Raw genomic sequence first — 24694 nt, 5'->3', positions numbered from 1 at the left:
AAGGGGCGCGGCTGCGCCCCCTCATGCCGTTACTTCAACAGTGCCAGCATTTCTTTCGCCGCCTCTTCGGAAGAGGCAGGGTTCTGGCCGGTCACCAGCTTGCCGTCGACCAGCACGTAAGACGCCCAATCATCGCCTTTGCTATACTCGCCGCCGTTCTTCTTCAGCATGTCTTCGACCAAGAAGGGCACAACGTCGGTGAGGCCAACGCCCTCTTCCTCGGTGTTGGTAAAGCCGGTGACGCGCTTGCCCGAGACCAGCGGCTTGCCGTCGGCTTGGGTATCTTTGAACACCGCAGGCGCGTGGCAGACGGCACCCACGGGGCGGTCGGAGGCCCAGAAGGTCTCGATCAGGCGCTTGCTGTCGGCGTCATTGGCCAGATCCCACAGCGGGCCATGGCCGCCGGGGTAGAAGATCGCGTCGAAACCCTCCGCATCCACATCGCCCAGCACTTTGGTTGAGCTGAGGGCTTTCTGTGCCGCGTCGTCGTCTTTGAAACGGCGTGTGGCATCAGTCTGCGCGTCTTCGCTATCGCTGTTGGGGTCAAGCGGCGGCTGGCCGCCCTTGGGCGAGGCGAGGGTCACATCTGCGCCCGCGTCTTTGAAGACGTAATAGGGCGCGGCGAATTCTTCGAGCCAGAAGCCGGTTTTGTTGCCGGTGTCGCCCAGTTCGTCATGCGATGTCAGAACCATCAGGATTTTCATAGGTCTCTCCTTTCGGGGGAGTTTGGGCGCGCCGCTGCCATGAGGGCGCGCCGGAGGGATGCGGCCTAACGCTTGGCAGAGGTGGTGGTTCCCCCATGCCGCTACAACCCCTACGGCTTGCATTCGAGGGGCGAGAGGGCTAGCAGGACGGGGTATTATTCCAAGGGCCTGTCATGGACGATCTGAAGCAAAAGTACCTGAGCCAAATCGCCGATGCTGGCGACGAATCCGCGCTGGAAGACATCCGGCTGGCCGCCGTGGGCAAAAAGGGCGAAGTGGCCCTGAAAATGCGCGAGCTGGGCAAGATGACCCCCGAAGAGCGGCAGGTCGCTGGCCCCGCGCTGAACGCGCTGAAGGATGAGATCAACTCGGCGCTGTCCGCCAAGAAGGCAGCACTTGGCGATGCCGCGCTGGACGAGCGTCTGCGCAGCGAATGGCTCGACGTGACCCTGCCCACGCGGCACCAGCGTCAGGGCAGCATCCATCCGGTCAGCCAAGTCACCGAAGAGCTGACCGCGATCTTTGCCGAGATGGGTTTCTCCGTCGCCGAAGGCCCGCGCATCGACACCGATTGGTACAACTTCGACGCTCTGAACATCCCCGGCCACCACCCCGCCCGGGCTGAGATGGACACGTTTTACATGGCCCGTGCCGAGGGCGACGAGCGCGCGCCCCACGTGCTGCGCACCCACACCTCGCCTGTCCAGATCCGCACCATGGAGGCCGAAGGCGCGCCCCTGCGCATCATCTGCCCCGGCGGTGTCTACCGCGCGGACTATGACCAGACCCACACGCCGATGTTCCATCAGGTCGAAGGTTTGGCGATCGACAAGGACATCTCGATGGCGAACCTCAAGTGGACGCTTGAGGAGTTTTTCGCCGCGTTTTTCGAGATCGACGGCATCAAGACCCGCTTCCGCGCGTCGCACTTCCCCTTCACCGAGCCTTCGGCCGAGGTCGACATCCAATGTTCTTGGGTCGACGGTCAGCTGCGCATCGGCGAGGGCGACGGCTGGTTGGAAGTGCTGGGCTCCGGCATGGTGCACCCCAAGGTGTTGCAGGCGGGCGGGATCGACCCGAACGAATGGCAGGGCTTTGCCTTTGGCATGGGGATCGACCGGATCGCGATGCTGAAATACGGGATTCCGGATTTGCGGGCGTTCTTTGATTCAGACCTGCGCTGGCTGCGGCATTATGGGTTCGCGAGCTTGGATCAGCCGAATTTACATGGTGGGTTGAGTAGGTGAAATGGTACCGCGCTAAAAACGTAGCTTAAGCTGTGTGCCGAAATCTACCCCGGCGCAGGTGCATGCTATCTTTATTCTGCTTATTGTTTGGGGCTTACTGAGGTTCGTGTCGTACCAATACTCGTCATTCAGTTTTTCTCCATGTTGGGGGGTCAAGTGGGGCGACCTTATAAAGAGACGCTTCGGATCCTGCGACACAATCCTTCTCCCCCTCGTTTCACGCTTAGAGAGTTCGTCAAGGAACTTGGGGTTCTCTGCGTCAAGTAGAAGCAGTATCTTCTTGTAAGCAGACTTAAGAGAGTCTTCGCCGAATATGATCCCATTAAAGAGGAAAGGGTATCTCCCTGTAACTCGGCTGGCCTTCACTTGTTCGTCTGGAATGCTGGTGGCCACTTCGGTCTTTTGGGTCCCATACTTTCTTCGAATGATATCATTGTGAGTTTCAGCGAAGCTTATGCGTTCACTCTCTATCATTTTGTAAACGTCTAAATCGATTTTGATCTCAAAGTAATCCATAATTAAGCTCCAATGCAGTTGCTTAAGTTCCTTATAAGCAACTTAAGCAACTTAAGCAAGTTCTGTGGCTTTGGCCGGGTGCATGAGTGCATGGCGCGTTGAAACTTGCTGAAATTACGGCTACCGACCATGCAAGATTTGCGTAGGAGCGCCCTAGAATGAAATTCACTCTCTCCTGGCTCAAGGACCATCTCGACACCACGGCGTCGATTGATGAGATCACCTATGCCCTCACCGACCTCGGCCTCGAAGTCGAAGGCGTCGAGAACCCGGCGGCGAAGCTTGCCGACTTTGCCCTCGGCTATGTGCAATCGGCCGAGAAACACCCCGATGCCGACCGGCTGAACGTCTGTCAGGTGGAAACCGACGAAGGCGTCATGCAGATCATCTGCGGCGCGCCCAATGCCCGCGCTGGCATCACCGTCGTGGTGGCCAAGCCGGGCGTCTATGTGCCGGGCATCGACACGACCATCGGCGTCGGCAAAATCCGCGGCGTCGAGAGCTTCGGCATGATGGCCTCCGAGCGCGAGATGGAGCTGAGCGAGGAGCACGACGGCATCATCGAGCTGCCCTCGGGCAAGCCCGGCGACCGTTTCATCGATTGGTTGGCCGAGAATGACCCCGCCAAGGTCGACCCGGTGATCGAGATCGCCATCACCCCCAACCGTCCCGATGCGCTCGGCGTGCGCGGCATCGCGCGCGACCTCGCGGCGCGGGGTTTGGGCAAGCTGAAGCCGCGCGATTGCGATGCGGTTGAGGGCCGCTTTGCCTCGCCGATCAATGTCAGCATCGACGATGACACGCTGGACGGCTGCCCGGTGTTCTATGGCCGCCTGATCAAGGGCGTGAAGAACGGCCCAAGCCCCGCGTGGCTGCAAGATTGCCTGCGCGCGATTGGGCTGCGTCCGATCTCTTTCCTTGTCGACGTGACCAACTTCTTCACCTTCGACCGCAACCGCCCGCTGCACGTCTTTGACGCGGATAAGGTCAAAGGCAACCTGCGCGTCCACCGCGCCAAGGGCGGCGAAGAGATCGTGGCGCTGGATGAAAAGACCTATACCCTGCAAGCGGGCCAGATGGTCATCTCCGACGACAGCGGCGTGGAAAGCATCGCGGGCATCATGGGCGGCGAGGCCACAGGCGTGACCGAAGACACGGTGAACGTCTTTGTTGAGAGCGCTTATTGGGACCCGGTGCAGATCGCCTATGCGGGCCGCGCGCTCAAGATCAACTCGGACGCGCGCTACCGTTTTGAGCGCGGTGTGGACCCGGCATGGACGCCCTATGGTATCGAACATGCCACGCGGATGATCCTGGATCACGCGGGCGGCGAGGCGTCTGAGGTTGTGGTCGCGGGCCAAGTGCCTGACACCAGCCGCGCCTACAAGCTGGACGCGGCCAAGGTTCAGTCGCTGGTCGGTATGACGATCCCCGAAAGCGATCAGCGCCAGACGCTGACCGCGCTTGGCTTCCAACTCGACGGTGACATGGCGCAGGTGCCGAGTTGGCGTCCTGACGTGCAGGGCGAGGCCGATCTGGTGGAGGAGGTCGCGCGGATTGCGTCGCTCACCAAGCTCGAAGGCAAGCCGCTGCCGCGTCTGACAACGGGCGTGCCGCGCCCCGTGCTCTCGCCCATGCAGCGCCGCGTGGTGACAGCACGGCGCACGGCGGCGGCGCTCGGCTACAACGAATGTGTGTCCTACAGCTTCATCGACCAAGCCTCTGCCGCGCTGTTCGGCGGCGGCACGGATGAGACGCGACTGGAAAACCCGATCTCGTCGGACATGAGCCACATGCGCCCCGATCTGCTGCCCGGTCTGTTGCAGGCCGCGGCGCGCAATCAGGCGCGTGGCTTTGCCGATATGGCGCTGTTTGAGGTCGGCCCTGCGTTCTCGGGCGGTGAGCCGGGCGAAGAGCAGATCATGGTCAGCGGCCTGCTGGTGGGCCGGACCGGTCCGCGCGACGTGCATGGCGCGGCCCGGGCGGTGGATGTCTATGACGTCAAAGCCGATGCCGAAGCTGTGCTTGCCGCCATCGGTGCGCCCGCCAAGGTGCAGGTCCTGCGCGGCGCGGCGGATTGGTGGCATCCGGGCCGTCACGGCAAGGTCTGCCTTGGCCCGAAAAAGGTGCTCGGCGTCTTTGGCGAAGTGCACCCGCGCGTGCTGGCCGCGATGGACGTCAAAGGCCCCGCGATGGCCTTCACCATCTATCCCGCCGAAGTGCCGCTGCCGCGCAAATCCGGTGCCACGCGCCCGGCCTTGCAGATCAGTGACCTGCAAGCGGTCGAGCGTGATTTTGCCTTTGTCGTCGATACGGATGTCGAGGCGCTGACGCTGGTGAATGCGGCTAAGGGGGCCGACAAGAACCTGATCGAAGACGTGCGCGTTTTTGACGAGTTCATCGGCGGCAGCCTTGGCGAGGGCAAGAAATCACTCGCGATCACTGTGCGGTTGCAGCCCAGCGACAAGACGCTGAAGGATGCAGACATCGAAGCCGTCGGTGCTAAGGTTGTCGAGAAAGTGACCAAAGCCACGGGCGGCGTGCTGCGCGGCTGAACGAAAGGACGAGCGATGAAAGTCTATCTCTCCGGTGAAATCCACACCGATTGGCGCGAACAGATCATCGAAGGGGCACGCAGCCTTGAGGTGACCTTCACCGCGCCGGTCACCGACCACGCCGCCAGCGACGATTGCGGCGTGGCGATCCTTGGGGAAGAGGCCGACAAGTTCTGGCATGACCGCAAGGGCGCGCAGATCAACGCGATTCGCACCCGCAAGGCGATCGCCGAAGCGGATGTGGTCGTGGTGCGCTTTGGCGAACAATACAAGCAGTGGAACGCGGCTTTCGACGCGGGCTATGCCGCCGCTTTGGGCAAATCGCTGATCATCCTGCACGGCCCCGACCATGCCCATGCGCTAAAGGAAGTCGATGCCGCGGCGCTGGCCGTGGCCTCCGAACCGGCTCAGGTGGTCGAGATTCTGCGCTATGTGCTCACCGGTACCCTGCCGGGGTGACGCGGCAGCAGGGCTAGCCGCTTTAAAATTTAACATCTATCAAGGGCTTAAGTGCGAATCGATTCGGCAGCGTAGTGGACGCCGCTGCTTCGCGGGCTAAACCTTCACTAGCTGGAGGTTCATCAGCCTTGATCTGCCCCCCGAAAGGCAGGCCAAATCCGACCCCCGCTGTCGCGCCAAAGTTGCGTGGCGGGTTAACTTTGGAAGGAAAAGGTCCATTTTAGCCGACACGCCCGCAGAGCAGGATGCGCGTCTTGAGACGCTCTATTCCTATGATATTCTTGATACCGAAGCCGAAGCGGATTTCGACGATATCGTCGAGCTTGCGTCCAAGATCTGCGAAACGCCCGTCTCTCTGATCAGTCTGGTTGATGAAAAGCGCCAATGGTTCAAGGCCCGTGTGGGGTTCGAGCCGCAGGAGACCGGCTTGGATCAATCGGTCTGCTCTCACGCGATCCTTGATGGGGGTTATACCGAGATCTCGGATATGGGGGCCGATTCGCGCACCGTGGACAACCCGCTCTATGTGGGCGACCCGCGGGTGAAATTCTATGCCGGGGCGAACCTTGTCGCGCCGAACGGCCAACCGATCGGCACGCTTTGCGTGCTGGATACCAAGCCGCGCACCCTGAACGACTTCCAACGCCAAGCGCTGCAAACCCTGTCGCGCCACGTGATGATGCAGTTGGAACTGCGCAAGAAAATCCGCATCGAGGCCGCCTTGCGCGCCGAGATGGACCACCGGGTGAAAAACTCGTTCCAGACCATCGCGTCACTGCTGCGGATGGCGACGCGCAAGGTGCAAGACCCCGACGCGAAAGATGTGCTCGCCCTTGTAGAGCGGCGTTTCGGGGCGGTGGCATCGCTGCACAGCGAATTGATGGGGCAGGGCGGCAGAGGCAAGGTGCAAACCTCTTCCTACCTCGAGCAGTTGAACAAACTTCTCGCCGCCAGCGCGCCGGATCACGTCACCATCTTTTGCGAGGCCGAGCCGGGCGAGTTGCAGGCCGTGCAAGCCTCGGCGCTTGGCATGATTGTGAGTGAGTTCGTGGCCAATTCGATCAAACACGCCTTTGCCGGGGACCGTGCAGGAGAGGTCAGGATTTCTCTGCGTCGGCAGGAGGGGGGCGAGAGCTGGCTTTTGGAGTGTCGGGACAATGGTCGCGGGCATGACGGTGCCGTGTCGGGCGCCGATAGCACAGGCCTTGGGCGGATGTTGATGGCCACGGCAGCCGAGCAGTTGAATGGGCGGCTGACGACCGATTTCAGCCCCGGGGGCGCGCTTTTACGGGTCTGTTTTCGGGAATAGACCTGCCCGAGCCCGCAAAACGGGCGGTTCACTTGAAAACTTTATTGACCCCAATGTGCCGCAGTCCCCACTATCGGGGATGACGGCGAGGGTATCGGCGCGACGTGGAATAGGGACAGAACTGTGATTCAAGAATTCAAGGATTTCATCGCCAAGGGCAATGTCATGGACATGGCCGTTGGTATCATCATCGGCGCGGCTTTTACGGCGATCGTGTCGTCGCTGGTGGCCGACCTGATCAACCCGATTGTCGGGCTTTTCACCGGCGGGGTGGATTTCACCAACAACTACGCGGTGCTATCGGGCGATGTGCCCGCAAGTGCGTCGCTAGAGCAGGCCCGAGAGGCGGGCGCCTCGGTCTTTGCTTACGGCTCGTTCCTGATGGCCGTGATCAACTTTTTCATCATCGCCTTCGTCGTCTTCGTCTTGGTGAAGATGGTGAACCGCGTGAAATCGGCTGCGGAAAAGCCTGATGAGGTGGCGCCGGAGGTCAAGACCGGTCCGTCGCAGCTTGATGTATTGTTGGAAATTCGGGATGCCTTGAAAACGCGCTAAGCGCCGTTATCGAAAGAGAAAGGCCCGCCAGATTGGCGGGCCTTTCGTGTCTCACCGGTGGTGTTTAGCCCGCGATGGCTTGATCTGCGGTGATGCTGTCGATCCCAAGCGCCTCTCCCACGGCGGCATAGGTCAGCTTCCCCGCATGTACATTGAGCCCAGCCTTGAGGTGGGGGTCATCCGCACAGGCCTGTTTCCAGCCCTTATCGGCCAGTGCCAGCATGAAGGGCATGGTGGCATTGCCAAGCGCAATGGTCGAGGTGCGGGCCACGGCTCCCGGCATGTTGGCCACGCAGTAGTGCATGATGCCGTCGACCTCATAGACCGGGTCTTGGTGCGTGGTGGCCTTGGAGGTCTCAAAACAGCCGCCTTGGTCAATGGCCACGTCGACCAGCGCTGCGCCGGGTTTGAGTTCGGACAGCTGCGCGCGGCTGATCAGCTTGGGCGCTGCGGCACCGGGGATCAGCACCGCGCCGATGATCATATCGGCTTGGCGCGCCAATTCGATGGTGTTGCCCGCGCTGGCATAGGCGGTTTTGAAGGTGCCGCCATAGATGTCATCGAGATAGCGCATCCGGGGCAGCGAACGATCCAGCACGGTCACATCCGCGCCCATGCCTGCGGCGATGCGTGCCGCATGGGTGCCGACGACGCCGCCGCCGATGACCATAACTTTGGCCGGGCCAACACCGGGCACGCCGCCCATCAACACGCCGCGTCCGCCATTGGCCTTTTGCAGCGTCCAAGCGCCAACCTGCGGTGCCAGACGCCCCGCAACCTCGGACATCGGTGCCAGAAGGGGCAGCCCGCCATTCCGGTCGGTCACGGTTTCATAAGCAATCGCGGTACAGCCCGAGGCCAGCAGATCATGCGTCTGATCCGGGTCGGGCGCGAGGTGCAGATAGGTAAAGAGCAATTGCCCTTCGCGCAGCATTTTGCGTTCGCCCGCCTGTGGCTCCTTCACCTTGACGATCATATCGGCGCTGGCAAAGATTTCCTTGGCCGTGTCGATGATGGTGGCACCTGCGGCGGTATAATCCGCATCTTCAAAACCCGCGCCGACGCCCGCCCCTGCCTGCACGATGACCTCATGTCCGTGGGCGATGGCTTCTTGTGCGGCATTGGGCGTCAGGCCGACGCGGAATTCCTGCGGTTTGATTTCTGTCGGGCATCCGATTTTCATGGGGGTCACTCCTCCTCCGTAGTGGGACAGGATTATCACAGCCGCCGTGCATATCGCTGCGAATTTGGGGTCGCCATTGGACTCATCCTTCGAATATAATCGCGTCTGAACGCTTTGTTACGCGAAAGTATTGCGCTTATGGCCTTGGATGAGATTGATCGGCGTGTTCTGCGCGCTTTGCAGCGCAACGGGCGGATGTCCAATGCCGAATTGTCGGAAGTGGTGCATCTGTCGCCCTCGGCCTGTCATCGCCGTGTGCAGCGGCTGGAGAAAGAGGGCTATATCCGCGATTATGTCGCCCTGCTGGACCCGCGCAAGTTGGATATGCCGACCACGGTGTTTGTTGAGATCACCCTACAGGCGCAGGCCGAAGAGGTGTTGGAAGCCTTTGAGAAGTCGGTCTCGCGCATTCCCGATGTGTTGGAATGTCATCTGATGGCGGGAACGGCGGATTACCTGTTGAAGATCGTGGCGGAGAACACCGAGGATTTTGCCCGAATCCATCGCCAGCATTTGGCGCGGCTGCCCGGCGTCGCTCAGATGCAGTCGAGTTTCGCGTTGCGGACAGTGTGTAAAACGACGGCGCTGCCGGTGTAGTTGGACGGTGCGGCGGAGGTTCCAAGCGGAGCAGCCCGGAATCAAGGCCGGAGGCCGCCGGGCAGCGCCAGACCGCCCGGACGGGCTGGCGTTTTTGCTGAGGTTCGTGCCGTCCTGAGGTGCTTCCTAAGCCCAGCCACCATAAATTGCCCGATTGCTGAAGTTCCGGGCACCACCCCGCGGTCTGGCGCTGGCCGGCTCTGCACCCAGTCCCCCACAAAACAAAACCCCCGCTGCCAAGGGCACCGGGGGTTCTATATCTGTTGCGTGTCGCGGGAATGATTTACATCATACCTTCGCGTTGCGCTTTTTTCCGTGCCAGTTTACGGGCACGACGGATCGCTTCAGCTTTCTCGCGCGCTTTTTTCTCGGACGGTTTCTCGAAATGTTGCTTGAGCTTCATTTCACGGAAAACGCCTTCGCGCTGTAGCTTTTTCTTCAGAGCCCGAAGGGCCTGATCGACGTTGTTGTCGCGAACACTAACCTGCATGTGGTTGTCACCACCTTTCTAGGATAAAGTTGCAAGGAATTGCAGGAAATGGGCCTATAACAGCCTATATCTCCTTTGTCCACCCCATCACGCCGCGATAGGAGCCCGCCATGACACCGCCCAAGGCCGACCCAAAGGACCAACTGCTTGATGCCGCATTGATGCATGTGCCGTTTGACGGCTGGTCGCCCGCGACATTCAATGCCGCGATCAAGGACAGCGGTCTAGACCCGGCGCTGGCGCGCGCGGTTTGCCCCCGAGGGGCGGTCGATCTGGCCGTGGCCTATCACCGACGCGGCGATGCGAAGATGTTGGAGGGTTTGGCGCAGGCCGATTTGTCACAGATGCGGTTCAGGGACCGTATCGCCAAGGCCGTGCGCCTGCGGCTGGAAGCCGGGGATCGTGAGGCGATCCGACGGGGCAGCACGCTTTTCGCCCTGCCGCATCACGCGCCCGAAGGGGCGAGCCTGATCTGGGAGACCAGCGATAAAATCTGGACCGCGCTTGGCGATACGTCGGATGATGTGAACTGGTACAGCAAACGCGCCACGCTGTCGGGGGTGTATTCTGCCACGCTGCTCTATTGGCTGGGGGATGCCAGCGAGGGGCATCAGGCGACGTGGTCTTTCCTGGACCGGCGGATCGACGACGTGATGCAGATCGAGAAGATCAAAGCCCAAGTGCGCGAAAGCCCGACGCTCAGCCGTCTGATGGCCGGGCCGAACTGGCTTTTAAGCCACATCAAAGCGCCACGGGGGCAGCAGGACCCTGATCTGCCCGGCCGCTGGACGCCGCCGAGCTGACGCAACCTGCGGGCGAATTGCGGGCTTCCCCGCCCGCCCGGCAGGTGGTAGGTCGGGGCACCCGGTTTTATACAGGCCCCCAATGACCAGCCAAACGCTCCCGCTCATTGATATTGCAAAGGTGTGCTACACCCCCGCAGGCACGCCGGTGCTGCGCGACGTGAGCCTCAGGTCAGATGCCTCGCGGATCGGCATTGTGGGGCGCAACGGGTCGGGCAAGACCTCTTTCGCGCGGGTGCTTTCGGGCTTGGTGGCCGCAGATGAGGGGCAGGTGCGGATCGGCGGGATCGACGTGGCCCGCGACCGCCGCCGGGCGATTGGCGCTGTCGGCATCCTGTTTCAAAACCCCGACCATCAGATCATCTTTCCCACCGTGGAAGAGGAAATCGCCTTTGGCCTGCTGCAAATGGGCCAATCCAAGGCCGAAGCGGCGCGGGGCGTGGCCTCAATCCTTGGTCAGTTTGACAAGCGTCATTGGGCACAGGCGTCGATCCATCAGCTCTCACAGGGGCAGCGGCAGTTGGTTTGCCTGATGGCGGTTCTGGCGATGCAACCACGGGTGCTGGTGCTCGACGAACCCTTTGCCGGGCTCGACATTCCGACGCGCCTGCATCTTGAGCGGGTCTTGGCCGGGCTCGACCTGACGCTGGTGCACATCACCCACGATCCGGCAGCGGTGGCGGGCTACGATCACATCCTCTGGCTTGAGGGTGGCGAGGTCGCCCAACAGGGCAGCGCGCGTCCGGTGCTGCGCGCCTTCGAGACACGGATGAAGGAACTGGGGGCGAGCGATGATCTCTCTGACCTCGCCGGTTGAGACCCGCGCCCATGGCTGGCCCGCGGGGGCCAAGCTGGGGGCGCTTTGTGCGGCGACTCTGTTGCTATTCGGGGTCGAGGATCTGGTCTGGCAGATCGCCTTTTGTGCCGGGATGTTGCTGCTTTACGCCCTGCCGGGTCGGGCTTTTCTAAAGGGCGGCTTGGGGCGGTTGCGGATGCTCTGGCCCTTTGTGGCGTTGATCCTGCTGTGGCATGTGCTGACCAGCGATGCAGAGGCGGGCCTTGTCATTGTGCTGCGCATGGTCACGGCGGTGGGGCTGGCCAATCTTGTGACCATGACCACGAAACTCAGCGATATGATGGCGGTGGTGCGTTGGCTTGCCACGCCGCTGCGCCGCTTTGGGGTCCGAACCCGCAGTCTGGAGTTGGCCGTGGCGCTGGTGGTGCGTTTCACGCCGGTGCTGGCGGCCAAAGGGCAGATGCTATCGCTGGCGTGGCGCGCGCGGTCGCGCAGGCGGGCGGGCTGGCGGATCGTGATGCCCTTTACCGTGCTGGCCATCGATGACGCCGAACATGTGGCAGAGGCGCTGCGCGCGCGTGGCGGGCTGTGATTGCTTGACCGGGGCAGAGGGCTGGCCTAGGCATTGGAAACTTTAATTCAAGGACCCTCTCAATGGAACGCAATCTGACAATGATCGCCCTCTTCGCCGCGCTGATTGCGGCATTGGGCCTGATCCCGAAATTCACGCTCGGCTTTGGCGTGCCGATCACGGCGCAGTCGCTGGGCGTCATGCTCTGTGGCACGGTGCTGGGCGCATGGCGCGGTGGTCTTGCCGCACTGCTGTTCGTGGCACTGGTGGCGCTTGGTCTGCCGCTTCTGGCCGGAGGCCGTGGCGGTCTGGGCGTCTTTGCCTCGCCGACCGTGGGTTTCCTCGTTGGCTTCCCGATCGGTGCCTTTGTGACTGGCTTTATCATGGACCAGTGGCGCAGAGCGCCTGTGGGTCTGGCCGCCGGGGTTTCGGCCGTCTTGGGCGGCATCCTTGTGGTCTATGCCTTTGGCATCTTCGGCATGATGATGACGCTGAACAAGACGCTGCTTGAGGCGACCCTGCTGGTCCAAGCCTTCATCCCCGGTGACCTGATCAAAGCCGTTCTGGCGGGTTTCATCACCTCTGGTCTGGCCAAGGCGCGCCCCGCAAGCGTGCTGTCGCGCAGCTAAAACGATTGGCCCGCTCCCCCAAAAGGGGGCGGGCCGCTACAGCCGCATCAGCGCGGCAGAGCCGATACCCCCGGCTGCGGCAATCGCCGCCAATCCGGTGCCCGACCCCCGCGCCACCAATCCATGCCAGAGCCGCACTGCGTTGATCGCACCCGATGCACCAATCGGATGCCCGCGTGCCAAGGCACCCCCGCCGATGTTGACGATCTGCGGCGCGACCCCCGCGCCGGTGGCGCAGGCGATGGCCTGCACGGCATAGGCCTCCATGATCTCGGCGAGGGTCAGATCGCTGGCGGCTAATCCCGTCTGGCGAAAGACTTCGCCAATCGCCACCAGTGGGGCCAATCCCGGCTCTTCGGGTTTGCTGCCCTTGGTTGTGGTGGCGATAAGTTCGATCTTTGGCCCGGTGAGCTCAGCCGCCACCCGGTCCGAGACTACGACGCAAAAGGCCGCGGCATCGGCGGCGACGGCGGCATTGGCGGCGGTGATCTCACCGGAAAGCACCTTGGCCCGGCGGCAAAGCGCGGGGGTGAGGCGGCGGGTGAATGTATCGGCTTCGGTACTTGCGAGCGGTACGAGTTCCGCCTTGGGCGCTCGCTGCGCGCGGGCCTTTGCGTGGCTTTCCACCGCCCAGTCATCCTGCGCCTCGCGGGTGATGCCCTGCGACCGGGCAAGCGCTGCGGCGGTTTGCGCCATGTCGGGGTCACGCGCGGGCCATGGGGTAAAGGGCGCTTGGGTATAGGGCTCAGGCGGGCGGCCATCGGCGAAGGTGCGGTAGCGCAGCGGTTGGCGCGAGTAGCTTTCCGCCCCGCCCGCGACGACGATATCCGCAGCCCCTGCAAGGATCATCTGGCGCGCCAGCGCGAGCGCGTCCAAGCCCCCCGCGCACTGACGGTCGATGCTCAGGCCCGCGACATGTTCAGGCAGCCGCGCCGCCAAGGCGATGCTGCGCGCGGGGTTGCCGCCGGGGCCGAGGGCAGTGCTGCAGATCACTTCGTCGACCTGCGCAGGGGCCAACACCGCGCGGGCAAGGGCGGCGGAAAGAACCGGCGCGGCAAGGTCGGGCAAAGTCAGATGCGCCAAGGCGCCGCCGCGCGGGGCGACCGGGCTGCGGCAGGCAGAAACGACGTAGGCGCGGGTCATGCTCGGCCCTCCAACCCGTCGGCGAGGGCGCGAAGGTCAATCTTGCCCGAAGGCAGCAGCGGCAATTCGGCGCGGAAATAGACGCGACGGGGGGCGGCCAGTGGGCCGAGCGCTGCGCGGCATTGGGCGATGATTTCCTCAGGGCGCGCCGCCTCTGCGGTGCCTTCGACAACTGCAATCAGATGTTGCCCCCGCAGCGCATCGTCACGGGGCAGCACCGCACAGGGCAGACCGGTATGCGCGGCGATCACGGCCTCCACCGCTTCGGGGAACACCAGTTGATCGGCGACCTGCACCATGCGCTGCCGCCGCCCTCTGATCCACAGGTTGCCTTTGTCATCCAGCGCGCCCATCTCACCCACGGTCACGAAACCATCCTGCCTGCGGGTCTCGGTGCTGCGACCTAAGGCGTAGCCATCGAAAAGGTACGGGCTGCGCACCCAGATTTCACCCACATCAGAGGTGGGTTGCCCCGCCGCATCCAAAAGCCGCAGCTCGACGCCGGGATAAGGGCGGCCAACCGATCCTTCGGGCGTGGCGGCATCGGCCAGCGTGATAAAGCTCGTTTCTGCCGCGCCGTAAAACACGTGCACCGCCGCATGGGGGCAAAGCCGCCCGGTCGCCGCCCGCGTTGCCGCATCAAGCGCGCCGCCGCCACAAAGCACCAGCCGCAGCGAAGGCAGCGGGGCGGCGGCCCCACGGGCCAGCAGCCGCAATTGCGTCGGCGTGGCATAGAGGATCGTCGCCCCCGTCGTGGCAATCTGCGCCGCCTGCTGGCGGGGGGGCTGATCGGCCAGAACATGCGCGTCGAGGCCAAGGTGCAGCGCCTCCAATACCGCATAGAGCGACAGGGAGTGGCTGAGCCGCCCCAACACGGCAACGCTGTCGCGGTGGGTTAGGGCAAAGCGATCGGCGTTCACGTCAAAGCTAGCGATCCAAGAGGCTTGGCTGCGGCGCACGGCCTTGGGTTGGCCCGACGCGCCCCCGGTGAGGGTGAGGAACGCGCCGGGCGGGCAGGCGATGTCATCGGGCAGGGGGCGGTCGCTGAGGCAAAAGGGGGCCTGCTGGCTGATCGCTGTGGTAAGGGCCGTCAGCGTGTCGAAGGTCGGGGTTGCGGGTAGGGCGCGAAAGGTGCTGCGCTGGCCTTCAGGCGCGCGAGGCACTTCCGATTGTCCCGCGAAAAGCCGCGCGTCCTGATGCCATCTGAAACTGCCTTGCGCGCGCATCCGCCTTCTCCCACTTCCGCCGGGTTTCAAATTCCGGGTGCACGCCCCGGGGCCGCCCGTTAGGCTGCGGCAAAACGAGACCCGAGGATACTTCAGACATGACAGAGACCATGCGTGCAATCGAAATCACCGAACCCGGCGGTCCGGACGTTCTTCAGGGCACCACCCGCCCGCGGCCCCAACCGAAACATGGGCAGGTCATCATCAAGGTCGCCTATGCCGGGGTGAATCGCCCCGATGCCCTGCAACGCGCGGGCAAATATGCGCCGCCGCCCACCGCCAGTGATCTGCCGGGGCTGGAGGCCTCGGGCGAGGTGGTCGAGGTCGGCCCCGGCGTGACGACACTGGCACCGGGGGATCTGGTCTGCGCCCTGCTGCCCGGTGGTGGCTATGCCGAATATGCGGCCACCCCCGCCGCGCATTGCCTGCCGATTCCCGAAGGCATGGGGCTGAAAGAAGCGGCCTGCCTTCCCGAGACGTTCTTTACCGTCTGGTCCAACCTCTTCATGCGGGGCGGGCTTAAGGCTGGGGAGAAAGTGCTGATCCACGGCGGCTCTTCCGGTATCGGCACGACGGCGATCCAATTGGCCCGTATCTTGGGCGCGCGGGTGTTTGTGACCGCGGGCACGGATAGCAAATGCACGGCCTGCATGAAGCTGGGTGCCGAAGTGGCGATCAACTACCGGGATACGGATTTCGTTGACGTGCTGCAGGCCGAAGGCGGCGCGGATGTGATCCTTGATATGGTCGGGGGCAGCTATATCAACCGCAACCTGAAGGCTTTGGCCGAAGATGGCAGGCTGGTGCAGATCGCTTTCCTGCAGGGGGCCAAGCAGGAGGTGAACTTTGTCACGCTGATGACCCGTCGCCTGACCACGACCGGATCGACCCTGCGCCCGCAAAGCGATCTGGCCAAGGCGCGGATTGCAGAGGAGCTTTTGCAGAACGTCTGGCCCCTGTTGGAGCAGGGCCGCGTCGCGCCGGTGATGGACAGCACCTATGACCTGTCCGAGGCGAATGACGCGCACCGTCGGATGGAGGCCAGCGGCCATATCGGCAAGATCGTTCTAAAGGTCGGTGGCGCGCTGGACGCCGAGGCAGACCAATAAAATTTGAATTAGTAACGAATTGTTAACCAGTAATTCGTTTACTGATGGCACGGGTGGCCGGGACGCCAGCCACCCGTGTTGGAGAGAGAGCCGAAAGGCATTGAATGCGGGGGAGGAAATTACGCCTCTCCCGTTTTCGCCCAAATACTCGCCCCAGTGGGTTTAGCGCAGAGGGGTGAACAATGCGTTATCAAGCGTACAGTCCCGCCGAACGTCCGGCCCGCAGGGGATGAACTCAAGACTGCGAGACAGACAGATGCGCGCCTCTTGGATGTGACCTTGCTTGCAGGTGATGGTGATCCCCTGTGCGGTCAGGTCGGGGTTCGCCTTGAGGAATGCCTCCTCTACCACGGAGGCGGGCAGAGAAACGGCGCGGTCGAGCTTGCGAAAGACCTCGGGCCGTTTGACGCGGGCGTAAGCCTCCCGCGAGAGGGTGAAATAATCCGCCGGGTCCAATCCGCTGCAAGAGCCGTGTTTCTTCCATTGGTGCCATGCCAGCCCCCCGGTGCCCATGATATCGGCCATCGCGCCGGTCTGAGCGCGGCTCGGCGGACGGCGACCGCTTTGGCAATAGGACGGGTAGCCGCGCGTGAATTGCGGCCAGAGGCCATGCAGGGTCCAGCCATGGTCCTTCGCGGCATCGCATTGCGCAGACTGCCGCGCGTCGCCGGTCAATTCGCACCAGTTGGGCGACCATGACAGGGACATGACGTAATAGTCGAATTCACCCGAACGCTCCCCCTCGGCCAGAGAGGGGACGGGGGCGATCAGCCCGAGGATCAGCAGACAGGCGCGCAGTGGCCGCATTGGGTCTTCCCTTATGATGTTTGAGACAGTATACAGCCGCCAACTTCCCCGACAATGAAGACCGTTCTGCCAAGCAGGACAGCCTTTCAGGCGACGGGAAAATTGCGTTTTTAGGAGAGTGACATGGCAAAACCGATTATGGCCAAAGCCACCGCCGTCTGGCTCGTGGACAACACCACCATCAGCTTCAAGCAGATCGCTGATTTCGTCGGCATGCATGAGTTGGAAGTGCAGGGCATCGCCGATGGCGACGTGGCGCAGGGCGTGAAGGGTTTTGATCCGGTTGCCAACAACCAGCTCACTCAAGAAGAGATCGACGCGGCGCAGGACAATCCGCTGCACAAGCTGAAGCTCAAGTTCAACGCCGCCGCCGAGGGCGAAGAGAAACGCCGCGGTCCGCGCTATACCCCGCTCAGCAAACGTCAGGACCGTCCGGCGTCGATCCTGTGGCTGGTCAAGTTCCACCCCGAACTTTCCGACGGTCAGGTCAGCAAACTGGTAGGCACCACCAAGCCGACGATCCAAGCGATTCGCGAGCGCACGCATTGGAACATCGCCAACATCCAGCCGATCGACCCGGTTGCCCTTGGCCTGTGCAAACAGTCTGAGCTTGACGCCGCCGTGCAAAAGGCCGCCGCGAAAAAGGCCGCTGCGGGCGAAGTGATGAACGACGACGAGCGCCGCAAGCTAGTGTCGACCGAGCAGAGCCTCGGCATGGACAACGAGCCCAAAATCCCCACGGCCATCGAAGGTCTGGAGACCTTCACCCTCTCCGGCAACAGCACGGATGACGAAGAGGAAGAGGATCATTCCAAGGGCGATTACTCCGACGCCGACAGCTTCTTCTCGCTGCCCGAGAGCACCGATGAAGACGACGAGGATGAAGACAAAGCCAAGGGCTAAGCCCCCTCAGGGCGGTGTGGCGGAAGGAACTTTCGCCACAAGGATGTGTTAAAGTGACAGGGCGTCGGAGTCTCCGGCGCCCTGTTTTTCTTTGTTAAAAAGGCGCTTTGCGCCGGGGGATGGATTTGGAAACGGCATTGGACTGGATGATCTGGGGGCTGGCAGGGCTGCTGATACTGTGCAGCCTGCTGCCGCTGAGCAAGCTGCCTTTTGGGGCGATCCGGGGGCTGGCCTTCCCACGTGAGCAATTCCTTGGTCTGGCGCTGCTGCTGGCCGCCGCCTTTGCGCTGGTGCAGGGGCCGACGACGCCTTCCGGCATGATTGGCATTGCTCTCATGCTGGGCGTTGCAGCGCTTCAGGCGCTTTATATCACCAAGTTCACCCCACTTTGGCGCAAGCAATCGCTCGCCGCCTCGCCCGAACTGCGCCGCGAGACGGACCGCCATTTCAGTCTGCTGGCGGCTAACGTCAAGAAATCCAACCGGGACTATGGCAAGCTTATCGCCCTCGTTGAGGCGCGGGTGCCGGATATCTTCATGGCCATCGAAGTGGATCAGGATTGGATTGATGCGCTGGATGCCGGGCTGGGCAAGAACTACGAGCACCGCATCGACGTGCCGCTCGACAATGGCTACGGGCTGTGCGTGATGTCGAAACTGCCGCTGTCGGAGGTTGAGGTGCGGGAGTTGGTGACGCGCGACGTGCCGTCGATCCGCGCCCGGGTGCATTTGCCGATGGGGGAAGATTTCCGTCTCTATGTCGTGCACCCCGAACCGCCTGTGATCGAACATGACACCAAGGGGCGCGACAGCGAAATCGCTTTGGTCGGGATCGAGGCCGAGAAAGATCCGCTGCCCGCCGTGGTGTCGGGCGATCTGAACGATGTGGCTTGGTCCACGACGACGCGGCGGTTCCAGCGGCTCTCTGCCCTGTTGGACCCGCGCGTGGGGCGCGGCATGTATAACACCTTTAGCGCGACGATGCCGTGGATGCGCTGGCCGCTCGATCACCTGTTCCACGACCCGCAGTTCCGCCTGCTTGAGATGGACCGGTTGGATAAAATCGGCTCGGATCACTTCCCCATGTGGTTTGTCTTGGCGCTGGCCCAGACCGAAGCCGCCGAAAGTGATCCCGAGGAAACCGATCCAGAAGAGGAGCAAGAAACCAAAGATATGATCAAAGAAGAACGCAAAAGAGACCGCGACCCCATCGGCAGTGACTGGGAAGACGAGCAAAACTAACAATCTGCATTTCGGGTAATTTTACCCCTTGTACGAATCCTAAAACGGCGTATGTGGCGGATTACAGACGCCAACGCACGCGCCTCTGGCCGGTCAGTTCCTACTCTGACTGACCCGCGTTTATGTAGCGACGGTAACGTCTCTTGAAACGACACGCGGGGAACCAGCCCCACCTGCTCTTTGGAGATGACCATGAACGCTACAGTCCCCGGTGCCCTGCGCACCGCACCCACTGCATTCGCCGATCCGGCTGCCGCCTATATCGCTGCCAACAGCTTTGACAAACCAACGCTGGTGATCAGCCGCGACCGTGTCGCCGCGCAATATGACGCGCTGCACAAAGGGCTGGGCGAGGCGCATATCCACTACGCGGTGAAGGCGAACCCGGCGCCGGAAATCATCCGTCTGCTGGTTAAAAAGGGCTCTGGCTTTGACGCGGCCTCGCGAGCAGAGATCGAGCTTTGCCTCAGCCAAGGTGCGAAGCCTGAGAACATCTCTTTCGGCAACACCATCAAACGCGCCTCTGACATCGCTTTCGCGCATTCCGCAGGCGTGACCCTGTTCGCAGCCGACAGCGAAGCCGAACTCGAAAAAATCGCCGCCCATGCACCGGGCGCGCGGGTCTACCTGCGCTTGATCGTTGAAAACTCCATGGCAGACTGGCCGCTTAGCCGCAAATTCGGCTGTGCCGGTTCCGCGCTGCCTGCGCTGCTGAACCACGCGGTCGCCGTGGGCCTCGTGCCCTTCGGCCTGTCCTTCCACGTCGGCTCGCAGACCCGCAAGGCGGAGTTCTGGAACCCGGTGTTGGATCAAGTCGCGCCGCTGTGGCACGCCGCGCGGGCGGATGGTCATGACCTGCAACTGCTGAACCTCGGCGGCGGCTTCCCGGCCTTTTACGGCGAAAGCATCGAAGCGCCGCGCGCCTATGCGGCTGCCGTCATCTCGGCTGTCAAAGCACGGTTCGGCGACGTGCCGCAACTGATGGCAGAGCCGGGCCGTGGGCTGGTGGCAGAGGCGGGTCATATCGCTGCCGAAGTCCTGCTGGTGAGCCGTAAGTCCGCGGACGACCTGCACCGTTGGGTCTATCTCGACATTGGCCGTTTCTCTGGCCTTGCCGAAACCGAGGGCGAAGCGATTCGCTACCAGATCGTCACCCCGCATGACGGCGAAGAGACCGGACCCTGCGTTTTGGCTGGCCCGTCGTGCGATTCGGCGGACATTCTTTACGAAAAACGACCGATTCACCTGCCTTTGGCCCTACGCGATGGCGATAAAGTGATGATTCGCGCTTGCGGAGCCTACACAAGCTCTTACAGTTCGGTTGGGTTCAATGGATTTCCGCCGCTTGATGTGATCGTGCTCTAAAGCACGGTCTGCGTCGCCACGGAAAAGGGTCGTCTGCTTTGGGAGGAGCGGGCGGCCCGCTTTGATTCCGGGCTGCAATTCCGGTGAGACTTAAAGCGCCTTACGCGCCTGCATCGCGGCGGTGATCGTCCCGTCGTCGAGGTAATCAAGCTCCCCACCAATCGGCACCCCTTGGGCGAGGGAGGTGAGCCGCACCCGGCCCTCCAACTGATCCGCGATGTAATGCGCGGTGGTCTGCCCGTCGATCGTGGCGTTGAGCGCGAGGATCACTTCGGTCACGCTTTCAGTATCGATCCGGTCCACCAGCCGCGGAATGCGCAATTCCTGCGGGCCGATGGCATCCAGCGCTGAAAGCGTGCCGCCCAGCACATGATAGCGGCCCTTGAACACGCCAGAGCGCTCCATCGCCCAAAGGTCCGCCACATCCTCGACCACGCAAAGCTCGCCATTGGCGCGTTTTTCAGAGGTGCAGATGTCACAGACATCAGCGGTGCCCACGTTGCCGCAGTTCAGGCATTCGCGCGCCGTGGCGGCGACGGTCTGCATCAGGTCGGACAAAGGGGTCAGCAACAGCGCGCGTTTGCGGATCAGGTGCAGCACCGCGCGCCGGGCCGAGCGGGGGCCAAGGCCGGGCAATTTCGCCATCAGCTCAATCAGGGCGTCAATGTCGCGGGTAGAGCTCAAGCCTGGCACCTGTGGCAAAAGGGAGGGAAGGGGCGTCTCCGCCCCAACCGTTTAGAAGGGCAGTTTCATGCCTGCGGGAAGGCCCATGCCTTCGGTCAGCTTGCTCATCTCGGCCTGCGCGCGTTCAGATGCTTTGCTCTGCGCGTCTTTGATGGCGGCGAGGATCAGGTCTTCGACCACTTCTTTTTCGTCTTTGTTAAAGATCGACGGGTCGATATCGAGACCCTTCAACTCACCCTTGGCGCTACAGGTCGCTTTGACGAGGCCCGCACCAGATTCACCCTCAACGGTGATGTTGTGCATCTCCTCTTGCAGTTCGGCCATCTTGCCCTGCATTTCCTGCGCTTTTTTCATCATCCCGGCCATATCGCCGAGGCCGCCTAATCCCTTGAGCATCTGGGGTCTCCTTGTTGTGTTGTCGTTTATATGTGGCGTGAGGTGGGGTGTATCAACCGTCCTCGAACGGATCCCATTCGTCTTCGACCTCTGGCAGCGCCTCTGCCGTGGCGGCGGCGGCGATGTCTTCGGGGGTGCGGATCGCGGTGATGCGGGCCTTGGGGAACTGTGCCAACACGGCCTGCATCATCGGATGTTCTTGGGCCTGTTTCTTGAGCGCCAGTTCGCGCGCGTCTCGGATTTGCGCGATGGTTTCGGCGCCGCCCTCGTTGACCAGCGATACCGCCCAGCGGTTGCCGGTCCAGAGTTGCAGCTTTTGGCCCAGCCGTTGCGCCAGATCGCGCGGGGCGTCGTCGGTGGGGACGAATTCGATGCGGCCGGGCTGATAGGCGGCCAGTTGCAGGCAGGTTTCGACCTCGACCAACAATTTCACATCGCGGTTCACGCGGATCAACTCGACCACATGCTCGAATGTCGGGAAACGCGCCAGCGCGGCGTTCAGGTCTTGCGCAAGCGCGGTGCTCTGCCCCTGCGGACCGGGGTTCGACGCCATGCGCTGCTGGGCGTGTTGCACGGCCTGCGCGCCGGTGCTGCCTTGGGGTGCACCATTGCCGCCGCCGACGGGGCCGGGGGCCGGGGGTGGCGTGCTGTTTTGCAGCTTGCGCACCAGTTCCTCGGGCGAAGGCAGGTCGGCCACATGGGTCAGGCGGATCACGGCCATTTCGGCGGCCATCATCGCGTTGGGGGCGGCGGCCACTTCATCCAGCGCTTTCAGCAGCATCTGCCACAGCCGCGTGAGCACCCGCATCGGCAGGGTCTCGGCCATCTGCTGGCCACGGGCGCGTTCTTCGGGGGCGATGGTGGGGTCTTCGGCAGCGTCGGGGGTGATTTTCACGACCGAGACCCAATGGGTGATCTCGGCCAGATCGCGCAGCACCGCCATCGGGTCGGCCCCATCGGCGTATTGGCCGCTGAGTTCCGTCAGCGCCGCTGCTGCATCGCCGCGCAGCACCATGTCGAAAAGGTCCAGCACCCGGCCCCGATCGGCCAGCCCCAGCATGGCGCGCACCTGTTCGGCCCCGGTCTCGCCCGCGCCGTGGCTGATCGCTTGATCCAGCAGCGAGGTCGCGTCGCGGGCCGAGCCTTCGGCGGCGCGGGTGATGAGCGCAAGCGCGTCGTCGGTGATCTCGGCAGTCTCTGCCGTCGCGATCTTGCGCAGCAGGGCGATCATCACTTCAGGCTCGATGCGGCGCAAATCAAAGCGCTGGCAGCGCGACAGCACCGTCACCGGCACCTTCCGGATCTCGGTGGTGGCGAAGATGAATTTGACGTGTTCGGGCGGCTCTTCCAGCGTCTTCAGCAGCGCGTTGAATGCACCGGTGGAGAGCATGTGCACTTCGTCGATGATATAGACTTTGTAGCGGGCCGAGGCGGCGCGGTAGTGCACCGAATCGATGATCTCGCGGATGTTGGCAACGCCGGTGTTCGAGGCGGCGTCCATCTCCATCACATCGACGTGGCGGCCTTCCATGATCGCCGTGCAGTGTTCGCATACGCCGCAAGGATCGGTTGTCGGCCCGCCGTTGCCGTCTGGCCCGATGCAGTTCATCCCCTTGGCGATGATCCGCGCGGTGGTCGTCTTGCCGGTGCCACGGATGCCCGTCATCACAAAGGCCTGCGCGATCCGGTCGGCGGCAAAGGCGTTCTTGAGCGTGCGCACCATGGCGTCTTGGCCGACAAGATCGGCAAAGGTTTCGGGCCGGTATTTGCGGGCCAGAACGCGGTAGGCGGATGTATCTGTCATGGTGCCCCAGATCGGATTCGGTCAAGGCCGTAAACTAGGCGCTCCGCGCCGTGGCGTCTACCGTGCTTGCGGGATGCTCAGAGCATCCAAAGGATCGCGCCGACGCCGGTTGAGGCAAGCGCAAGGATCGCGGCCAATATTTTCATGCGATTGTTGGGCTGGGCGTTGGCGTGATGGTCGCTCAGCCGCTTTTGGGTTTTCGCCGCCGAGGCCTGTGCCGCCCAATAGACATAGAGCGCGGCTATGATGAAGACCGAGGCCACAGCCTTGGCCACCCATGTCGGCTCAAACTCACCAAAGACGGCACGCAGACCAATCGCCACGGCCACACAGGCCATGCCGGTGCGCATCCAGCCCGCAAAGGTGCGCTCATTGGCCAGAATCGTGCGGTCTTCGGCCCAATCGGTGCGGCTTTCAGCGAGATCGTTTTTATCCTTCATTGAACCAATCTGCTCGTTGCGCGTTCATGTGGCAATAAACTTTGACATAGCGGGGGACGGTAAATGCGTTTGCGGGGGATTGGGCGGAGCAAGAATGTCATTCGCCGTAGCGGAGGGGCCGGTAAGGCGGGCGGACTTGGTCTGGTGGGCGTTCTGGCGGTTATGGCCATTGGATATTTCACCGGGATCGATGTGACCCCGCTATTGACCGGCCAAGGCGGCGGTCAGGTCCAGCAGTCCCGCCCTCTGAGCGACAGCGAAGACCCGCAGGTCGATTTCGCCGCCCGCGTACTGACCACGACAGAACAGGTCTGGAGCCGCATTTTCCAAGAGCAACTGGGGGAAACCTATACGCCGCCCAAGCTTGTCGTTTTCGAAAACGTCACCCAAAGCGCCTGTGGCGGTGCCTCCGGCGCAACCGGTCCCTTTTACTGCCCGGCGGATAACATGGCCTATCTCGATACCGCCTTTTTCCGCACGCTGGACCAGCGTCTTGGGGCCGAGGGCGATTTCGCGGCGGCCTATGTGATTGCACATGAGGTCGCTCATCACGTGCAGAATGAGATCGGCGTCTTGCCGCAGGTGGCTCGGATGCGGCAGCAGTCCTCCCAGGTTGAGGCAAATGCCCTGACCGTGCGGCTTGAACTGATGGCCGATTGTTTTTCGGGGATCTGGGCGTCGAACGTCGAAGGGTTGATGGAAAAGGGCGACCTTCAGGAGGCCTTGAATGCGGCGCGGATGATCGGGGATGACCATTTGCAACGGCAGGCAGGTCAGGTGCCACAGCCGCATACCTTTACCCATGGCACGTCAGAGCAACGCGCGCGTTGGTTCGAACGGGGCTTTGAGAGCGGCGAAGTCGCGGCCTGTGATACCTTTGAAGCGGATCGGCTGTGAGGCGGTGAGGGTGATGCCCGCGGGCGGGGCACGTCGGCGGGCCTGTTACCTCTTAACCGCCTCATTTTCTTTGGAGAAGCGACCCCTCTCAGCGTTCATGCGGAACGCCTGCCGGGGCGTTGCATTGCTGCACAACGCGACGGTGGTGAGAGGCTGATAACGACCCAAGCGGGGCTCGTTACGGCTGCTTCCTTCCGGATCTGACCGGGTTGGCGAGGCGCTTGCCCGCACCAACCTCTCAAGGCCCATATAGGAGGGGAAGGAT

General features: G+C 62.6%; 27 protein-coding genes and 1 other RNA gene. 15 read left to right on the top strand and 13 right to left on the bottom strand.

Annotated features, from left to right (window positions below):
* Positions 1 to 29: 29 nt before the first annotated feature.
* Positions 30 to 704 carry a type 1 glutamine amidotransferase domain-containing protein gene (locus K3758_RS15750; RefSeq protein ID WP_243261616.1) on the bottom strand — a complete coding sequence of 225 codons (675 nt, stop codon included), beginning with the start codon at positions 702 to 704 and terminating at the stop codon, positions 30 to 32.
* A 173-nt stretch (positions 705 to 877) separates the two neighbouring features.
* On the opposite strand from K3758_RS15750, the gene pheS reads away from it, so the two are divergent.
* The gene (gene pheS, locus K3758_RS15745; RefSeq protein WP_259946465.1) at positions 878 to 1951 is read left to right on the top strand and encodes a phenylalanine--tRNA ligase subunit alpha; all 1074 of its coding nucleotides are present in this window, start codon (positions 878 to 880) and stop codon (positions 1949 to 1951) included.
* 12 nt (positions 1952 to 1963) lie between these two features.
* Here pheS and K3758_RS15740 read toward each other — a convergent pair whose 3' ends face one another.
* Positions 1964 to 2467, bottom strand: a complete 504-nt coding sequence (locus K3758_RS15740) for a hypothetical protein (protein ID WP_259946464.1) — start codon at positions 2465 to 2467, stop codon at positions 1964 to 1966.
* A gap of 158 nt (positions 2468 to 2625) precedes the next feature.
* On the opposite strand from K3758_RS15740, the gene pheT reads away from it, so the two are divergent.
* Both pheT and K3758_RS15730 read left to right on the top strand, forming a co-directional pair.
* Positions 2626 to 5022 carry a phenylalanine--tRNA ligase subunit beta gene (gene pheT, locus K3758_RS15735; protein WP_259946463.1) on the top strand — a complete coding sequence of 799 codons (2397 nt, stop codon included), beginning with the start codon at positions 2626 to 2628 and terminating at the stop codon, positions 5020 to 5022.
* A gap of 15 nt (positions 5023 to 5037) precedes the next feature.
* Positions 5038 to 5481 (top strand): YtoQ family protein, encoded by a 444-nt coding sequence (locus K3758_RS15730; RefSeq protein ID WP_120351942.1) that lies wholly within the window; start codon positions 5038 to 5040, stop codon positions 5479 to 5481.
* A gap of 220 nt (positions 5482 to 5701) precedes the next feature.
* Here the strand turns inward: K3758_RS15730 and K3758_RS15725 are convergent, their stop codons facing one another.
* Complete coding sequence (locus K3758_RS15725) at positions 5702 to 5917, bottom strand: hypothetical protein (RefSeq protein ID WP_259946462.1); 216 nt, start codon at positions 5915 to 5917, stop codon at positions 5702 to 5704.
* Here K3758_RS15725 and K3758_RS15720 point away from each other — a divergent pair.
* Together K3758_RS15720 and mscL are read left to right on the top strand one after the other, a co-directional pair.
* Entirely contained in the window at positions 5816 to 6790 is a 975-nt protein-coding gene (locus tag K3758_RS15720; RefSeq protein WP_311201537.1) for a histidine kinase dimerization/phosphoacceptor domain -containing protein, read from the top strand. The genes K3758_RS15725 and K3758_RS15720 overlap by 102 nt on opposite strands.
* A gap of 123 nt (positions 6791 to 6913) precedes the next feature.
* Positions 6914 to 7345, top strand: a complete 432-nt coding sequence (gene mscL, locus K3758_RS15715) for a large conductance mechanosensitive channel protein MscL (RefSeq protein WP_259946461.1) — start codon at positions 6914 to 6916, stop codon at positions 7343 to 7345.
* A gap of 64 nt (positions 7346 to 7409) precedes the next feature.
* Here the strand turns inward: mscL and ald are convergent, their stop codons facing one another.
* Positions 7410 to 8528 (bottom strand): alanine dehydrogenase, encoded by a 1119-nt coding sequence (ald, locus tag K3758_RS15710; RefSeq protein ID WP_259946460.1) that lies wholly within the window; start codon positions 8526 to 8528, stop codon positions 7410 to 7412.
* 138 nt (positions 8529 to 8666) lie between these two features.
* Here ald and K3758_RS15705 point away from each other — a divergent pair, with 138 nt between their 5' ends.
* Positions 8667 to 9125: an Lrp/AsnC family transcriptional regulator gene (locus tag K3758_RS15705; protein WP_120351940.1), complete on the top strand. Its 459-nt coding sequence runs from the start codon at positions 8667 to 8669 to the stop codon at positions 9123 to 9125.
* Between the two features lie 283 nt (positions 9126 to 9408).
* Here the strand turns inward: K3758_RS15705 and rpsU are convergent, their stop codons facing one another.
* A complete protein-coding gene (rpsU, locus tag K3758_RS15700; RefSeq protein ID WP_007118112.1) occupies positions 9409 to 9615 on the bottom strand; it encodes a 30S ribosomal protein S21 in 207 nt (68 codons plus the stop codon).
* 110 nt (positions 9616 to 9725) lie between these two features.
* Between rpsU and K3758_RS15695 the strand changes: the two genes are divergently transcribed.
* From K3758_RS15695 to K3758_RS15680, 4 genes are all read left to right on the top strand, one after another.
* Entirely contained in the window at positions 9726 to 10418 is a 693-nt protein-coding gene (locus K3758_RS15695; RefSeq protein WP_259946459.1) for a COQ9 family protein, read from the top strand.
* 82 nt (positions 10419 to 10500) lie between these two features.
* Complete coding sequence (locus tag K3758_RS15690; protein ID WP_259946458.1) at positions 10501 to 11235, top strand: energy-coupling factor ABC transporter ATP-binding protein; 735 nt, start codon at positions 10501 to 10503, stop codon at positions 11233 to 11235.
* Positions 11210 to 11806 carry an energy-coupling factor transporter transmembrane component T gene (locus tag K3758_RS15685; RefSeq protein WP_259946457.1) on the top strand — a complete coding sequence of 199 codons (597 nt, stop codon included), beginning with the start codon at positions 11210 to 11212 and terminating at the stop codon, positions 11804 to 11806. Before K3758_RS15690 ends, K3758_RS15685 begins: the two co-directional genes overlap by 26 nt.
* A 62-nt stretch (positions 11807 to 11868) precedes the next feature.
* Positions 11869 to 12414: a biotin transporter BioY gene (locus tag K3758_RS15680; protein ID WP_259946455.1), complete on the top strand. Its 546-nt coding sequence runs from the start codon at positions 11869 to 11871 to the stop codon at positions 12412 to 12414.
* 36 nt (positions 12415 to 12450) lie between these two features.
* Here K3758_RS15680 and K3758_RS15675 read toward each other — a convergent pair whose 3' ends face one another.
* Both K3758_RS15675 and K3758_RS15670 read right to left on the bottom strand, forming a co-directional pair.
* The gene (locus tag K3758_RS15675; RefSeq protein ID WP_259946454.1) at positions 12451 to 13557 is read right to left on the bottom strand and encodes a thiolase family protein; all 1107 of its coding nucleotides are present in this window, start codon (positions 13555 to 13557) and stop codon (positions 12451 to 12453) included.
* On the bottom strand, positions 13554 to 14783 hold the full coding sequence (locus K3758_RS15670; RefSeq protein WP_259946453.1) for an AMP-binding protein: 1230 nt from the start codon (positions 14781 to 14783) through the stop codon (positions 13554 to 13556). Before K3758_RS15670 ends, K3758_RS15675 begins: the two co-directional genes overlap by 4 nt.
* 98 nt (positions 14784 to 14881) lie before the next feature.
* On the opposite strand from K3758_RS15670, the gene K3758_RS15665 reads away from it, so the two are divergent.
* Positions 14882 to 15892, top strand: coding sequence for an NAD(P)H-quinone oxidoreductase (locus tag K3758_RS15665; RefSeq protein WP_259946452.1), 1011 nt, complete (start codon positions 14882 to 14884; stop codon positions 15890 to 15892).
* A gap of 162 nt (positions 15893 to 16054) precedes the next feature.
* Here the strand turns inward: K3758_RS15665 and K3758_RS15660 are convergent, their stop codons facing one another.
* Positions 16055 to 16699, bottom strand: a complete 645-nt coding sequence (locus K3758_RS15660) for a ribonuclease T2 (RefSeq protein ID WP_259946451.1) — start codon at positions 16697 to 16699, stop codon at positions 16055 to 16057.
* Between the two features lie 123 nt (positions 16700 to 16822).
* Here K3758_RS15660 and K3758_RS15655 point away from each other — a divergent pair, with 123 nt between their 5' ends.
* The 3 genes from K3758_RS15655 (at position 16823) to K3758_RS15645 (ending at position 20208) form a co-directional block, all read left to right on the top strand.
* Complete coding sequence (locus tag K3758_RS15655; RefSeq protein WP_132443785.1) at positions 16823 to 17602, top strand: DUF1013 domain-containing protein; 780 nt, start codon at positions 16823 to 16825, stop codon at positions 17600 to 17602.
* Between the two features lie 119 nt (positions 17603 to 17721).
* The gene (locus K3758_RS15650) at positions 17722 to 18843 is read left to right on the top strand and encodes an endonuclease/exonuclease/phosphatase family protein (RefSeq protein WP_259946450.1); all 1122 of its coding nucleotides are present in this window, start codon (positions 17722 to 17724) and stop codon (positions 18841 to 18843) included.
* Between the two features lie 186 nt (positions 18844 to 19029).
* Positions 19030 to 20208 (top strand): type III PLP-dependent enzyme, encoded by a 1179-nt coding sequence (locus K3758_RS15645; RefSeq protein WP_259946448.1) that lies wholly within the window; start codon positions 19030 to 19032, stop codon positions 20206 to 20208.
* Positions 20209 to 20298: 90 nt separating this feature from the next.
* Here the strand turns inward: K3758_RS15645 and recR are convergent, their stop codons facing one another.
* The 4 genes from recR to K3758_RS15625 all read right to left on the bottom strand — a co-directional run bounded on the left by recR (position 20299) and on the right by K3758_RS15625 (position 23532).
* On the bottom strand, positions 20299 to 20892 hold the full coding sequence (gene recR, locus K3758_RS15640) for a recombination mediator RecR (protein ID WP_120351929.1): 594 nt from the start codon (positions 20890 to 20892) through the stop codon (positions 20299 to 20301).
* Positions 20893 to 20943: 51 nt separating this feature from the next.
* On the bottom strand, positions 20944 to 21288 hold the full coding sequence (locus K3758_RS15635) for a YbaB/EbfC family nucleoid-associated protein (protein ID WP_007118099.1): 345 nt from the start codon (positions 21286 to 21288) through the stop codon (positions 20944 to 20946).
* Positions 21289 to 21340: 52 nt separating this feature from the next.
* Entirely contained in the window at positions 21341 to 23092 is a 1752-nt protein-coding gene (locus K3758_RS15630; protein WP_259946447.1) for a DNA polymerase III subunit gamma/tau, read from the bottom strand.
* Between the two features lie 77 nt (positions 23093 to 23169).
* The gene (locus K3758_RS15625; RefSeq protein ID WP_259946446.1) at positions 23170 to 23532 is read right to left on the bottom strand and encodes a YidH family protein; all 363 of its coding nucleotides are present in this window, start codon (positions 23530 to 23532) and stop codon (positions 23170 to 23172) included.
* 63 nt (positions 23533 to 23595) lie between these two features.
* Between K3758_RS15625 and K3758_RS15620 the strand changes: the two genes are divergently transcribed.
* Positions 23596 to 24429 (top strand): neutral zinc metallopeptidase, encoded by an 834-nt coding sequence (locus K3758_RS15620; protein ID WP_259946445.1) that lies wholly within the window; start codon positions 23596 to 23598, stop codon positions 24427 to 24429.
* Positions 24430 to 24572: 143 nt separating this feature from the next.
* Here K3758_RS15620 and ffs read toward each other — a convergent pair.
* Positions 24573 to 24670: signal recognition particle sRNA small type (gene ffs / locus K3758_RS15615), an RNA gene on the bottom strand.
* Positions 24671 to 24694: the final 24 nt, after the last annotated feature.

It is taken from the genome of Sulfitobacter sp. W002 (assembly GCF_025142135.1).
Lineage (GTDB): Bacteria > Pseudomonadota > Alphaproteobacteria > Rhodobacterales > Rhodobacteraceae > Sulfitobacter > Sulfitobacter profundi.
The sequence above is the reverse complement of the archived record's forward strand: the minus strand, read 5'-3'. Positions and strand labels throughout refer to the sequence as shown.